This window comes from Mycoplana sp. ABR4_002 (assembly GCF_056159645.1).
On the sequence record NZ_JBSWVO010000001.1, the window covers coordinates 2,268,889 to 2,283,026 of the forward strand.

11 protein-coding genes are annotated in these 14,138 nt (G+C 67.1%); 3 read left to right on the top strand and 8 right to left on the bottom strand.

Going from position 1 to position 14,138, the window contains the following annotated elements; genetic code table 11:
• Positions 1–66 precede the first annotated feature (66 nt).
• Positions 67–615 carry a hypothetical protein gene (locus tag ACXAGF_RS10995; protein ID WP_475016953.1) on the top strand — a complete coding sequence of 183 codons (549 nt, stop codon included), beginning with the start codon at positions 67–69 and terminating at the stop codon, positions 613–615.
• Here ACXAGF_RS10995 and folK read toward each other — a convergent pair.
• Genes folK through folP form a run of 3 tightly spaced genes read right to left on the bottom strand, consistent with a single transcriptional unit; the run spans position 608 to position 2,383 of the window.
• Positions 608–1,141: a 2-amino-4-hydroxy-6-hydroxymethyldihydropteridine diphosphokinase gene (gene folK / locus ACXAGF_RS11000; protein ID WP_475016954.1), complete on the bottom strand. Its 534-nt coding sequence runs from the start codon at positions 1,139–1,141 to the stop codon at positions 608–610. The genes ACXAGF_RS10995 and folK overlap by 8 nt on opposite strands.
• Entirely contained in the window at positions 1,131–1,499 is a 369-nt protein-coding gene (folB, locus tag ACXAGF_RS11005) for a dihydroneopterin aldolase (RefSeq protein ID WP_475016956.1), read from the bottom strand. Before folB ends, folK begins: the two co-directional genes overlap by 11 nt.
• Positions 1,496–2,383 carry a dihydropteroate synthase gene (gene folP / locus ACXAGF_RS11010; protein ID WP_475016958.1) on the bottom strand — a complete coding sequence of 296 codons (888 nt, stop codon included), beginning with the start codon at positions 2,381–2,383 and terminating at the stop codon, positions 1,496–1,498. The genes folB and folP overlap by 4 nt, the downstream gene beginning before the upstream one ends.
• Positions 2,384–2,585: 202 nt before the next feature.
• On the opposite strand from folP, the gene ACXAGF_RS11015 reads away from it, so the two are divergent.
• Complete coding sequence (locus tag ACXAGF_RS11015; protein WP_475016960.1) at positions 2,586–3,203, top strand: DUF922 domain-containing Zn-dependent protease; 618 nt, start codon at positions 2,586–2,588, stop codon at positions 3,201–3,203.
• A gap of 339 nt (positions 3,204–3,542) precedes the next feature.
• Here the strand turns inward: ACXAGF_RS11015 and ACXAGF_RS11020 are convergent, their stop codons facing one another.
• The 3 genes from ACXAGF_RS11020 to ACXAGF_RS11030 form a co-directional block, all read right to left on the bottom strand.
• Entirely contained in the window at positions 3,543–4,220 is a 678-nt protein-coding gene (locus ACXAGF_RS11020; protein WP_475016962.1) for an NAD(P)/FAD-dependent oxidoreductase, read from the bottom strand.
• Positions 4,221–4,282: 62 nt separating this feature from the next.
• Positions 4,283–4,603: a 2Fe-2S iron-sulfur cluster-binding protein gene (locus tag ACXAGF_RS11025; RefSeq protein ID WP_475016965.1), complete on the bottom strand. Its 321-nt coding sequence runs from the start codon at positions 4,601–4,603 to the stop codon at positions 4,283–4,285.
• A gap of 179 nt (positions 4,604–4,782) precedes the next feature.
• Positions 4,783–5,169, bottom strand: a complete 387-nt coding sequence (locus ACXAGF_RS11030; protein ID WP_475016968.1) for an Hpt domain-containing protein — start codon at positions 5,167–5,169, stop codon at positions 4,783–4,785.
• A 535-nt stretch (positions 5,170–5,704) separates the two neighbouring features.
• Here ACXAGF_RS11030 and ACXAGF_RS11035 point away from each other — a divergent pair.
• Positions 5,705–11,416 (top strand): apolipoprotein A-IV repeat region-like domain-containing protein, encoded by a 5,712-nt coding sequence (locus ACXAGF_RS11035; RefSeq protein WP_475016970.1) that lies wholly within the window; start codon positions 5,705–5,707, stop codon positions 11,414–11,416.
• Between the two features lie 512 nt (positions 11,417–11,928).
• Here ACXAGF_RS11035 and ACXAGF_RS11040 read toward each other — a convergent pair.
• A complete protein-coding gene (locus ACXAGF_RS11040) occupies positions 11,929–12,546 on the bottom strand; it encodes an ABC-type transport auxiliary lipoprotein family protein (RefSeq protein ID WP_475016973.1) in 618 nt (205 codons plus the stop codon).
• Positions 12,547–12,674: 128 nt separating this feature from the next.
• Positions 12,675–14,045, bottom strand: coding sequence for an MlaD family protein (locus ACXAGF_RS11045; RefSeq protein ID WP_475016975.1), 1,371 nt, complete (start codon positions 14,043–14,045; stop codon positions 12,675–12,677).
• Positions 14,046–14,138: the final 93 nt, after the last annotated feature.

Here is a 14,138-nt window from a genome sequence, read left to right on the forward strand (position 1 = left end):
ACGCTCCGTTAACCATTTTCGCGCAAGGCTGAATCCGACAATCGACCAGCCCGTCAAGGAACGTTCATGTACCTGCGCACCTCTTTGATCGCCCGCGGCATCGCGGCGGCCCTTCTCGCTGCTTCCTCCGCCGCAAGCCCGGCCCAGGCCGCGTCGAGCGACAAGGCCTTCTTCGATCAGGTCAACGGCCTATGGCAGGGTCCCGGCGAGATCGTCGCCGGCAAGTACAAGGGCACCAAGTTCACCTGCAACCTCAGCGGCGACACCGGTGCTGCCGACGGGCTGGGGGTCAAGCTGGACGGCCATTGCCGGGTCGGCGTCTTCAAGCAGCCGATGTCCGCGCTGATCACCCGCAGCGGCGGCACCTACAAGGGCCAGTTCCTTGACGGCGCGGCCGGCAAGGGCCTCGACATCCTCTCGGGCAGTGTCTCCGGCAACAAGGTCGTGGTGTCGATCAACCGGCAGAAGCTGAACGGCGCGCTGATCGCGCGCCTTCAGGACGACAACACGATGAACGTCACGATCTCCGTGAAGGTCGAGGACAAGATGGTTCCAGTCATCGGCATGTCGCTCAACCGCAAGGTCGACACGATGGCGGTCGGTTCGATCAAGTAGGCCCGGCCGGCGCCCGCCACCAGGCGCGATCCGCACCGACGCATTCGATGCCGGCAACATCCGCCGTCGCAAGCCAGTCGGCGACGGTTCGGCCACCGACGACCAGGTCCGGCGCGATGTCGGCCAGCGGCATCAGCACGAAGCCGCGCTCGGTCATGCGCGGATGGGGAATTTCCAGCGTCGCGTCCGAGACCGCGAGGTCACCGCAGGTCAGCACGTCGATGTCGATCGTGCGCGGTCCCCAGCGCTCCGTGCGCTCGCGCTTCATTTCCCGCTCGACCGCCAGGCAGGCGTCGAGCAATGGCCCCGGCGCCAGCGTCGTTTCCACGAGTCCGCAGGCGTTGAAGAACCAGGCCTGGTCGGTCTTGCCCCAAGGCGGGGTGCGGTAGAGCCTGGAGACCTCGACCACCCGGCAATCGGCGCGGGCGTCGAGCGCCTGCAAGGCGGTGCGCATCGCCGCCACCGGATCGCCGACATTGCCCCCGAGCCCAAGCGTCGCCCGAATGGCGGGCGGCTCAGACGGCATGATCCACCGTCACCTGGACGTAGTCGAGGATGCCTGGAACCGGCGCGTTCGGCTTGCGCACGGATATCTTCGCGCGGCTGATCTGCGGAAACCGGGCGCACAGCGCGGTGGCAATCTCCTGCGCCAGCGCCTCGATCAGGAAACGCCGGCGGCCGGTGACGATCGCCTCGATCTCCTGGAAGGCAATACCGTAGTCGACCGTCGACTCGATCAGGTCGTCGGCGAGCGGCTGGGACGGTGTCACCTCCAGTTCCGCATCCACGAAGAAGCGCTGGCCGAGAAACTCCTCGGCGTCATGCAGGCCGTGGCGGGCGAAGAACGCACAGTTCTTCAAAGTGATCGTATAGGTGGCAGTCATTTATCGTCCTGTCCTCGCTCGCCGCTGCGCGCGGCGATCCTGAGCCGCGCCTCGATCATAGCATCGGCCATCGCCAGCGCGTCCCTGTTGATTGCGACATCGTGCACCCGAAATACCGCCGCGCCCGCCTGGCGCAGGAGCGCGGTCGTCGCCGCCGTGGCCACGTCCCGATCGCCGGCCTCGCCGCCGGCGACGGCGCCGACGAAGCGCTTGCGCGAGGTGCCGACGAGCAACGGCCGGCCGAGGCCGAGCAGCTCCCCGAACCGGGCCATCAGTTCCAGATTCTCGTCGGTGTCTTTGGCGAAACCGAAACCCGGATCGATGACGACCGTTTCGTCTGCCACCCCGGCTTCGCGGGCGATTTCCAGCGATCGGCCAAGGAAGGCGAACTGGTCCCCGATGACGTCCGGCAGCTTCTGCCGATCACGGCCGGTGTGCATGATGCACAGGCCGGCGCCGGTGTCTGCCGCCACCCGCGCAATCGCCGGCTCCCGCTGCAGCCCGTGCACGTCATTGACGATATGCGCGCCCGCCGCGACCGCGAGCCGCGCCGTCTCCGCCCTGTAGGTGTCGACGGAGATCACCGCGTCGCCCGCGCGCGCCAGCGCCTCGATCACCGGCAAGACTCGGTCCTGCTCCTCCATGGCCGAGATCGCGGCGGCCCCCGGGCGGGTCGACTCCCCCCCGACGTCGATGATGTGCGCGCCCTGTGCCATGCAGCGGCGGGCATAGGCGAGCGCCTTGTCCGTCGTGTCGTGGGCGCCACCGTCTGAAAAAGAATCCGGCGTCACGTTGACGATTGCCATGATCAGGCCTTGTGGCCCCAGTAGCAGACTGCGACCGTGGGCAAGCAGCCACTCGAAGGGCAGGTAGGGAGAGAGCATGGCAACATCCGTCAGCAGGAGCCGTCAGCATCGTATGCCGCTGCGGCCGAAGAGGCTATGCCCCAAGCTCGGCGCGAGTTCAACCGCCTTGCCTCCGCACCGGTGGCCGTCGCCTGGCGCAGCTCTTTAAGGCTTTGAACAAGAAACGGGCTTAGGCTCAGGCTTGAACCGCTCCCTTTCGAACCGGACCTCGAGGAAATCCATGCCGGCCATCGCCAAGACGCTTCGTCCGCTGATGCTCCTTCTGGCCATGACCGCCGCGGCGACACCATCTGCCGCCGAGACCATCACCAACAAGACCTTCTCGTATTTTTCCGTCGGCGGACGCACCGCGGCCGAGCTGGACGAGGAACTGAGCAAGCGCGGACCGAAGATGAAGAACACCGGCTCGCGCCATCCCGGCGCGACCCGGATCCGCTTCGGAGGCTCCGTCACCTACGTCCGCCGCGGCCGGAAGTGCCATGTCGGCGAGGCGAAGGTGACGTTGACCACCAACATCATCCTGCCCAGATGGAAGCACCGCCGGAGCGCCACGCAATCCCTGGCCATCGTCTGGGACACGCTCGCCAGCGACATCAAGCGGCATGAGGAGCGCCACGCCGAGATTGCCCGCATCCACGCTCGCGAGTTGGAGCGCCGGCTCAAGGCTTTGCGTCCGAACACGGACTGCAACCGACTGCAAGCGCAAGTCGACAAGGTTACCGCCGAAGTGGTGGAGGCTCACGACCGCGACCAGGCCCGCTTCGACCGTGTGGAATCCTACAATTTCAACGAACGGATGATGCGGCTGCTGACGAACCGGCTGGAGCGCACGAGATAGTTGCGCCGCGGATGCGCGCAACCCCCGTATTTCTCACCGACCGCGCAATAAAGCCGCAGCAGAGAGATCGAGTGGATAACTGTCCACATCTAATGACTGGTGATTTCTAGTGATAGCGCGACTCGGAGAATCACTCTATGCTTGGTTCAACATCAAAGAAAATACTAATAAACCAAGACTTTCGACAGGTTCTCCTGGCGCATCCCCTTTGTGCAGCAGGTGTTTCCTCCCTCTCCTGCTTGCGATGCGCCCTCCTGGCCTCGCTCGTCCGCTGGACCAGCGAGGCACTTTTTTTGTGGCAACGGCGAACCTGCTGATCGACCTGCTCCGGCTGGCCGGCTACGAAGGCCGCAACCGCTTGTGCAGCCGGCGCGACGTCGTCGTGTATTCGACCGCTGACTTCCGCCCTCCCGCAACCCTGTGTCGAATCGCCTGGGTGGCGAGCGCCGCCTCATGGAAGGCGGAGAGGATGAGCTTCACCTTGCCCGGATAGTCGCAGGCGTCACCGATCGCGTAGAGCCCGGGCTGCGAGGTCTCGAACGTTGCCGGATCGACGACGATGCCGCCGCGAGCGCGCACTAGCGGCCACGCAGCGGCCGGCCCGGGCACGAGTTGCGCATCGGCGACGCCGGCGCCGACAGGCAGCTCAAACAGGCCGAGCCCGCTTGCAAGCAGCACGTACCCTGCTCCGGCCCGCGAACCGTCATCCAGCAGCGCAGCCCAGTTTCCTTCCTCGTCGCGGTGCAACTCCGAAACCGTCCGCCCGAAGGTGAAGCGTGGTTCGAAAGGGCCGGACTGCCGCAGCAGCCGTTCGGTCAACTCCTGGCCGTCGATATCGGGAAAGCCGGGCACGTCGTAGATCAGCTTGTCCGGATAGAGCACGGCGCACTGCCCGCCGGGCCGGTCGAGGCGGTCGACCAGGTGGCAGCGCTGGCCGTACAGGCCAAGCTGGAAGATGGCAAAAAGGGCCGCGGGACCGGCTCCGACAATCAGCACGTCGGCATTGCGGTCCGGCATATCGCTTCGCCCCCGCCCACCGGCCTCGCCGGTACGCCGCTGCGGGGCGCCGGTCAGAGGTCTCAGCCCTGCCGCTCCGGCACGTGCACGACCAAGCCGTCCAGCGCATCCGACATCTTGATCTGGCAGCTCAGCCGCGAGGTGGGGCGCACGTCGTAGGCAAAGTCGAGCATGTCCTCTTCCATCGCCTCCGGCGCGCCGACGGCGGCCGACCATGCGTCGTCGACATAGACGTGGCAGGTCGCGCAGGCGCAGGCCCCGCCGCATTCGGCCTCGATCCCAGGCACGGAGTTGCGCACCGCGTTCTCCATCACGGTCGAGCCGTTGGCGACATCCAGTTCGTGGGCCGTGCCGTCGAAGGCGACAATTGTGAGCTTGGTCATCATCGATTTCCGGATTGAATTTCAGTCTGGCGTCGGGCGCAGCCCGTGGCGCCCGCAGCTTCCATGGAAAGCCGCCATGCGTTGCCGGTTACTTCCAACAATTCCAAACCACAGTCAACATCACCCGGCGCGATGCCGCCGCGCCAGTTCCGCCCGCGGCATCCGCTAGCCCGGTTGCGTCAACCTCCCGACTCTGCCCAGCGGTTGACGCCGGCGATGAAGGCCTCCGCCTCCGCAATGGCATCGCGAAATGCGGCGGCCAGGGCATGATCGGCCGGCTTGGCTTCCAGCAGTTGCGCCGTTTCGGCGACGGCATGCGCGCCAATGGCGCGCGCGGCGCCCAGAAGCCGGTGCGCGATCGCCTGGCGTCCCCCCGCATCCGCCCGGGCAAGCTCGCCGAGCGCGTCGCGCGCCTGGGCAGCAAAGAGCGCAAGCACCTCGCGCTCGACCTCCTTGTCCTCCAGCGTCTGCCGGGCAAGGTGCGCAAGGTCGATCGGACCGGGCTCTGCCGCCTTGCCGTCGCCTGCTCCTTCGCGGGTATCAAGGGTGGGGTGGGATACTGTCATGGCCGCCCTTTCTCAGCGCCGTCCCGGCCTGCGCGCCGGCACGAGCAGGCACGCCGGCTCGACCGGCTCCAGCCGTGGCCCATGATGCACCGCGGTCCGATCAGGCGGGGTAAAAGGATACCCTTTCGGGGGGCAAAATCGCGAACTATGGTTAACGCCCCCGAAGAGGTGCGATTTCCCTGTCTTTCCGCTATGATACACCGAACCACGGCATTAACTTTCTGTTAGGAACCCTGCCAGCCCGCACGCCTGTCAATTGTGTGAAACACGCTAATGTGTCACTACGATACGATTAGGGTCACGTTCATGCCGGATATCGCGGGACGGATCCGTTGGTTGGCTGGATTCCGAAGGCGTCTGCGTTGCGGAACCCAGCCGATCCGGTGCGTATTGAGTAAATAGTGGCGGTTATGCTTGCACAGCCGACGATCCGTCGCCGCAATCGCAACCACCGCGGGCGGAATGGCGGTACGGATACTGTGCAGGCGGCAGCAACCGGGATCGCTTCCGGGCAAGAGTAACGAGGCGTATTCGCATGGCGACGAAGAAAACCACCGAGTCGATCGATGACACCGCATTCCAGGCACTGGAAGAAGCGCTGAAGATCGACTTCGACGATCTTGCACCGGCGACCCCAGCGAACGCGACAAAGGACGCCTCGGACGGGGCCGAGACTGCCGCCAGGGCCAGCGCCCGCGGCGCTTCGGCGGACAAGACCGAAAGGCAGGAGTGGAAGGGCACCGCGCCCGAGCCGGCGCCGAAGAGCCCAGCCTTCACCCCGGCAAACGACGCCTCGCGCAAGTCTCCCGCCGCCATCCTGCGGACCCTCGAGGCGCGCTCCGGCCGCTCGGCGATCCGCATGGCGGCCGTCATCTCGGCCCTGTGGGTGATCGGCGGCATCGGCGTTGCCAACCTGCTCTACGCGCCGGAAATCTGGCAGATCCGCTCGGTAGCCGATCTCGTCGCCCTGCCCGGCGCCATCGGCATGCTGGTCGCCATCGTCATGCCGATCATGCTGTTCTTCGCCTTCGCCACGATGATCACCCGCGCCCAGGAGCTGCGCAGCGCCGCCCGCTCGATGGCAGAGGTAGCATTGCGGTTGTCCGAGCCGGAGACGGTCGCCGCGGAGCGGATCATGTCTGTTGGCCAGGCCGTGCGCCGCGAGGTCTCGGCGATGAACGAGGGCATCGAGCGCACCATCGCCCGCGCCACCGAGCTGGAAACGCTGGTTCACTCCGAGGTCAATGCGCTCGAGCGCAGCTATGCCGACAACGAGATCCGCGTGCGCACGCTGGTGCAGGAGCTCGGCACCGAGCGCGAGGCGATCGTCAACCATTCCGAGCGCATCCGCACCACCATCTCCAGCGCCAACGAGCAGTTGCGCCAGGACCTGGAGGCGGCCAGCGAAAACATCGCCACCCGCATCGCCACCTCCGGCGAGGCCTTCGCCTCGATGATCGACACGCGCGCCGCCATGCTGATGGAGAAGTCCGATGGCGCCACCCAGACGATCGGCGCCATGCTCTCGGCCCGCACCGACTCGCTGCTGTCGACCCTCAACTCCTCCGGTTTCGCGCTGGCCAACGAGTTCGACAGCCGCCTCGAGGGCCTGTCGGCGACGCTCGAGAAGCAAGGCCAGGCGCTGCTCAAGCAGTTCGAGACCCGCGCCTCCTCGCTCGATGCCAACACCGAGAAGCTGAACGCTGCACTCAACGAGCGCGCCCGGCAGCTGAACGAGACGCTGATCGCGCGCACGCGCGAAATCAATGAAAGTCTGACCGTCGGCCAGCAGGCCGTCACCAGCGGCCTCGACGACGTCATCCAGACGATGAACGCCACCCTCGACGAGAAGGGCGCGCAGTTCCGCCAGAGCCTGAAGAACGCCGCCGACGATACGATCATGGACCTGGACCTGCGGTCCGGCTTCTTCGACGAGAAGCTGCAGGCGACCATTGGCCACGTCGCCGGCGCCTTCGACCAGCGCCTCGCCGACTTCACCGACGCCTTCGACCAGCGCGCCGGTTCGCTGGACACCAAGCTGATGCAGAGCCTGGGCCGCCTGAACGACGCGCTCAGCGGCGGCAACGAGGCGATCGAAGGCATCCTCAACACGAGCATCGAACGGCTGGGCACCACCCTCACCGACCAGTCCTTCGCGCTGACGACCGCGCTTGGCACCGGCCAGGAGGTCTTCGAGAGCGCGGTGACCGGCCAGGCCGAGGCGATCCGTGCGTCGGTCGACGGCGCCCATGAGAAGATGCGCAACGTGATGAAGGGTGCGCAGGAGCGGATGCAGACGGCGCTGGGCAGTGCCCACGACCAGATGAATGCCTCGCTCAACGAGCGGGCCGACGCCCTGATCGGCAACCTCGAAAAGGCTCAGGATCGCCTGGACCGCGACTTCGGTGCCCGCGCCGACCGCCTGGTGGAAGCCATGACGTCGAGCGAAGAGCGGCTGACCGACGCCCTCGACGCCCGCACCTTCGGCTTCATCGCCGGTATCGACACTGCGCAGGCCCGCATGGAGGAAGCGCTTGCGGGCCGCGCCGACGAGATCACCTCCTCGATCGCCGCGAGCCACAACCGCATCGACAACGCCTTGTCCGAGCGCACCGCCGCCTTGTCGTCGATGCTGAACGAGACCGGCGGCGCGCTCGAAAAGTCCGTCCGCACCGCGGCGGAGCGGGTCGAGACCGCCGTCTCCGGCGCCGCCCAGGAGATCGACGGCGTCGTTACCGCCCGCACCGAGACACTCGCCTCGACGCTCGGCCGGAATACCGACACGCTGAAGGCGGCGATCGACAGCGCCGCCGACCGCGTCGAGCACGTTCTGTCCGACGGCACCCAGCAGATCGCCGGCGTGCTCTCGGGACAGGTGGCGGAGTTCACCGACGCCTTCTCCGGTCGCGCCGCCGAAATCGCCGGAACCCTGTCCGAGCGCGCGACCGCGCTCGCCGGTTCGCTCGTCTCCACCCACGAGCAGATCCGCTCGACCCTGGACGATCGCATCGACGCCATCAACGTGGCGATCGCCGAGGGCAAGCAGCAGCTTTCGGAAACCCTCACCGACCAGGCGACTGCGATCGGAACCTCGATCGCCACCAGCACCGGCATGCTGGAAATGACGCTCGAGCAACATGAGGAAACCTTGCGTCGGGCCATCGACGGCAGCGCCGCCGCCCTCGACAAGCGCGTGCGCGACAGTGCCGGCGCCGTCGCCGACCGTCTCGGCGCCGCCTCCGACGAGATCAGCCGCGCGGCCGAAACCTTCGGCACTCGCATGGACAGCACGCTCGGCAACGTGGCGGCCCGCCTCGATGGGACCGGCACGCGCATCGAGAGCAATCTCGGCGCGCTCGAGGATCGCATCCAGAACGGCGTCGAGCAGCTCTCGGGCCTCGTCGACACGGCCGGCGACCGCCTCGCCGCGACGTTCTCGGATCGCCTCGCCGATCTCGAACGGGCTGCGTCCGACGCCTCGGAAACCATCAGCACCACGATCGCCGGCAGCGTCAGCGACCTGGAGCGTGCCTCGGCCTCGTCCGCGGACGCAGTCAGCCTCGCCGTCTCCAGGAACGTCGATCAGCTGGAGCGCGCCGCCAACGCGTCCTCCGAGACGATCGGCCTGGCCGTCACCACCAGCATCGGAACGCTCGAGGACGCGAGCGAGAACGTCGCCCAGCGCATCTCCAGCACGCTCGCCGGCCGCGCCGCCGAGATCGACCGTGTCACCGAGGATGCCGCGACCCGCATCGCCGGCACCATCGACGAGCGCACCGGCCGGATCGAAGAGCGCCTGACCACCATGGACAAGGCGCTGACGATCGGCCTCGAGAACGTCAATAGGACGATCGACGGCAAGGCCGCTGGCCTCGCCAAGACCCTTCGCGACGCCGTCAGCCAGGCCGCGCAGGACCTGGACGCCGAGGCCATCCGCTCGGCCCAGACGCTGGCCAAGACCGGCGAGGAATTCGCCAGCCTGGGCAGTTCGCTGCGCGGCGCCGTTTCCCGCGCCGCCCAGGACATGGGCATCGAGGCCCAGCGTGCCGCCGAGGCGATCGCCAAGACCGGCGACGAGTTCGCCGAGAATCTCGCCACGCGCAGCGAGGCCTTCACCCGCAACATCGAGGAGACCACCAGCGCCGCCGCGAGCCGGTTCGCCGAGGTCGAGGGACGCATCGAAGGCCATAGCGAGACGATCCGCACCGGCCTGTCCGACATCGACAAGGCGCTGGAGGCCCGCGGTTCGTCGATCCGTTCGACCCTCGACGAACGCACCCGCGAGCTGAACTCGATGCTTTCCAGCCGCTCGGCCGAATTGTCGCGCCTGATCGAGGAGCAGGCCAAGCCGGTGATCGAGCAGTATGCCGCGACCGGCCGTGAGGCGGCTGAGCGCATTGCCGCAACCGCGCAGCAGAACGCCGAGCGCCTGCGCTCGGAAAACACGGCGCTGCTGGACGCCATCTCCGCCCGCACCAACGACACGCTCAACGCCATCACCAGCCGGACGCAGGAAGCCACGGACGCAATCGGCCAGGTCGAATCCAGCCTGCAGAACAGCGTTCTCAGCCTGATCGAGCGCCTCTCCGGCAGCAACAGTTCGATTGCCGCCCTGGTCGACGAGGCGACCACGAACCTCGCCAATGTCGACGACAAGCTGGCCGCATCGAGCGAGCGCTTCACCAGCTCCGCCGACATGGTTTCGACCGCGGCCCGCCTGCTCGAAGGCAAGGTCGAACGCCTCGAGGACATTTCCAGCGGCACGCTGTCCCAGATCGGCGGAATCGTCGGCCGGTTCGAGGACCACTCGAAGCTTCTCTCCCAGGCGTCCGACCTTCTGGGCGCGGCCCAGTCCAACCTGGTCAGCACGCTCGAGGAGCGGCAGGACGCCCTGCGCTCGCTCGCCGTCGGACTGGTCCAGCGCTCGGAGGACATCGAAAACACCATGCGCTCGCTCGAGGGCATGGTCGAGGGTGCATTCAGCCGGGCCGAGCAGCGGTCCGGCCAGGTTGCGGCCAACCTGCGCAGCGGCATCCAGGAATCCTTCTCCGACGTCGGCCGACTGCTGAGCGAGACCGAAGAACGGGCCCAGGCGGCGTCGACATCGCTGCGAGACACCCTGGCCGGCGCCAGCGAGGAAGCCGGAAAGGCCGTGGAGAGCGCGTTCGCCAACGCCGAGGAGCGGGCGCGCGGCGTCGCCAACCGCCTGCGCGGCAGCGTCGGCGCCACGCTTTCCGACGTCGACCGCATCGTCGCGGAAACCGGCCAGAAGTCCGATGCGGCGACGCAGCAGATGGGCGATGCGCTGCGCAAGGTGGTCGAAGATGCCCTCGGCAAGTTCTCCGGCGCCACCGAAGAGATCCGGCGCGCGGCTTCCGAGATCCGGCGCGAGCTCGACCAGACCCGGACCGAACTGAAACGCGGCGCCTTCGACCTGCCGGAGGAGGCAAAGGAAAACGCCGCCAGCATGCGCCGCGCCGTATCCGAGCAGATCAAGGCGCTGCAGGACCTGTCCGACATCATCGGCAAGTCCGCGCACGGGCTCGAAGTCTCACGCCCGATGGAACGTCCGACGGCGGCGCAAGCCGTTGCCCAGGCGATCCAGCAGGTTTCGCAGCCCGCCCCCGCGCAGCCGCGCCAGAACGACGGCCCGGCGCTGCGCGGCAGCCTCGGTATCGAGCGCGCGGCGACGACGCCCGCGCCCGCACCGGCACCGGTACCGACGCCGGTTCGGGAGGCGCCGCGGAACACCCAGGTTACCGAGAGCGACCGTCCGGCTGAAGGCGGCGGCTGGATGCGCGACTTGTTGCGCGGGGCCTCGCGCGAGGAGCAGCAGTTTGGCCAGCCGCAGCGGACGGAAAGCCAGCCGCAGCAGCGTGCCGCCGACAGCCGCAATCCGCACCATGTGGTGGAGTCGCTGAATTCGCTTTCGGTGGACATCGCCCGGGCCATCGATCACGACGCCTCCGTCGACCTGTGGCGCCGCTACCAGCGCGGCGAGCGCGACGTCTTCACCCGTCGCCTCTACACGCTGAAAGGCCAGCAGACCTTCGACGAGATCAAGCGCAAGTACGAACGCGAGCCCGAGTTCCGCACGGCCGTCGATCGCTACATCGGCGACTTCGAGAAGCTGCTGGCCGACGTGGCCCGCAACGACCGCGACAAGGTGCTGACCCAGTCCTACCTGACGTCCGACACCGGCAAGGTCTACACGATGCTCGCGCACGCGGCGGGACGCTTCAACTGAGGCGGGACCTCGATCAGGACATCAAGCAACGGCCGCGACAGCGGCCGTTTTTTTGCAAGGAAAGCAAGCCTCCACCTCCGGTGAAGGGCCGGAGAAGTTGGGAGACCTCGGAGCTCGGACCAGGAGACCGGCCGAGACATAGAACGGACAGCACGGCCCGGCCACGACCCGGCCATTGAGAGCCGAGGGCGCTGCGCGCGTCACAGCGCCGATGGCAGCGCCCCTGCCTGTTTCAGGTCTGCTGCAGAGGGCGGTCCGGAGACCAGCCTTCGCTGTCCGTTCCATTGTCGGAATTGCCGCGACGGTGTCGGCCAGACCGCCGCCCCCGGGCCGAAGGCAGGCGCGAGGCAACATTCGCCGGGCCGGCAGGTTTGCAGGCGTTCTCGGTGCATCGCGACATCGCACCGGCGCGCATGACACACTGAGCTCTCTGCAAGGACGCGCACGTCGAGCGCGCATCGGATGAGGACACGGGAGTCTCGGGCGCCGATGTCTGCCGTGTCGGGCCGCGGTCAGATCGACTTCAGCGTCCAGCCGACGATGTCGGCGGTGACCCGGGCGAAGGCGCTGTCGAGCGCGGTCACGAAGGCCGGGCCGCCGCCACCGGACACCGGCGCCGTGGCGCGGAACACCTGCTGCGAGCGGACCGTGCCGTTACGGTCGTTGACGATCTTGGCGTACATCTCGACGACGGCCGTCGCCGAGCCGTTGGTGCGTACCTCGAAGGCGCGCAGCGTGGTCACGACCTGGTAGTCGATCGCCAGCCCCTCGCCCGGCTTGCCGACGCCGCCGAGCGCTCCGGTCGTCTCGAAGGCCTGCACCAGCTTCGCCTGCACGATCCGCGGCAGGCGGTCGCTCCACTGGGCCTTGGCCAGGTACTGGATCTCCGATGGCGACGGCCGCACTACCACCTGGTCGCCGTCGAGCGCCTTCAGCGCGGTCGGCTCCGGCACGAGGATCTGTCGCGTCCGGGCGGACGGTCCTTGCACGCTGGGCGTTGCGGTCAGGCTGTAGGTGTCGTTGACTGCCTTGGCACTGCCACAGGCGGCAAGCGCCGTCGCCGACAGGGCCAATACCGCGACCTTCGTCGCCCATCCGTGTCCCTGCCGCGCCATCCCCGAAACCGTCATGCTGTGCGAATCTCTCCAATGCACAATCTGTAGCAGCGGGCCGGCGGGCTGTCACCGCCGGCCAAAGCCGGAAAGAGTCGGAAAGCCAATCGCTTCGGGGGTTGTGGAGTTGCGGCCACACCTGGCCGCTAGCGGCGACTGCGACCGTCGTATTGCTTGACCGTCTCGCCGCCGAAGATGAGCCGGCTCGGGTTCTTGTCGAAGTCCGAAATGGTGCTCTGCAGGCTGCGCACGGTCTGTCGCGTCTCGCTCACGAGCGCCTCGACGTTCTGCAGCCCGCCGGTGGAGAACCGCTGCAGGTTGTCGGCGATCGGTCCGATGCGGGCGTTGAGGGAATCAGCGGTGCGCTTGAACGCCTGCAGCGTCGCCCGTGCCTCGGCAAACAGCGATTGCGAATCCCCCTCGCCGAGGAAACCGTCCAGCTTGACGAGGATGCCGTCAACGCGCGAGGAGGCCGCATTCAGCTTGCTCGCCATCTGCTGGATGTTGGTGATGGTCTGGTCGATATCGTCCTTGCGCGCGCCGAACTTGTCGGTGACGCCCCGGATCGAGGCGATCGCCTCGCGCGCATCGGCGCTCGCGGCGTTGATGTCATTGATCGTCAGCTCGACCTTCTGGGTGTCGACGGCAGCGATCAGCTTGTCGACCCGGTCAAGCGTGGCGGTCGCGTTCTTGCCGACGCTGTCGAAGGTTTCCGCCGCGCTCTTGAAACTCTCGACCGTGCCCTTGACGTCCCCGGACGCCGCGGCCAGGTCGCTGGTCACCTTGTCCACATTCGACACGACGCGGTCGATCTTCTTGGCATCCACAGCCTTGATGAGCGAATCGACGGCGGCCATCGTTGAATCGAGGCGACCGGAGAGGCCTTTGAACGTTTCCGACAAGCCACCGACACTCTGCAGGAACTTGTCGATGTTGTCGGAATTGCGCGTCAGCGCGTCGGAAAACTTCTCCGCGTTGCGAATGGTCGTGGTCAGCGGTCCGCGCGCATCGGCGACGAAGCCCTGGATGTCGGAGATCGCGTCGTCGGCGCGCTTGAGGATCTTGTCGGCGGTCGCGAGCAGGTTGGTGACGCTCGACTGTTCCGCCACGAGAACCGCCGTCCCGTCGGTTTCCAGCGCCACTTTCAGGATGTTCTTGTCCTCCGCCCTGCCACCGGAGAGCTCGAAATAGGCGGCGCCAGTCAGGCCCTGCACCTCGAGCACGGCCGAGGTCGACTGCTTCACCGGTGCCTCGGTCGAGACCTCCGTCAGCGCGATCGAATAGCGCGGGTCATCCGAATCGATCGCGAGGCTGCGCACGGTGCCGACCGGAATGCCGTTGAAGCGGACCGGCGAGCCGACGCTGAGACCGGCGGCCGAACCGGGGATGCGGATGGCGAGCGGGGCCAGTTCGCCGCTGCGGCCGTACTGCGACATCCAGTAGACGAAACCGAACGCGGCCGCGATCACCAGAAGGGTGAAGAAGCCGACGATCACATAGTTGGCCTTTGTTTCCATGTCTGTCCCAGTTCACCGCATCCGACCGGATCGCGTTTGGGCGCCTCGCAACGCCGACGGATAAGTTTGTCCGGGAATCGCTATCCCGGCCGC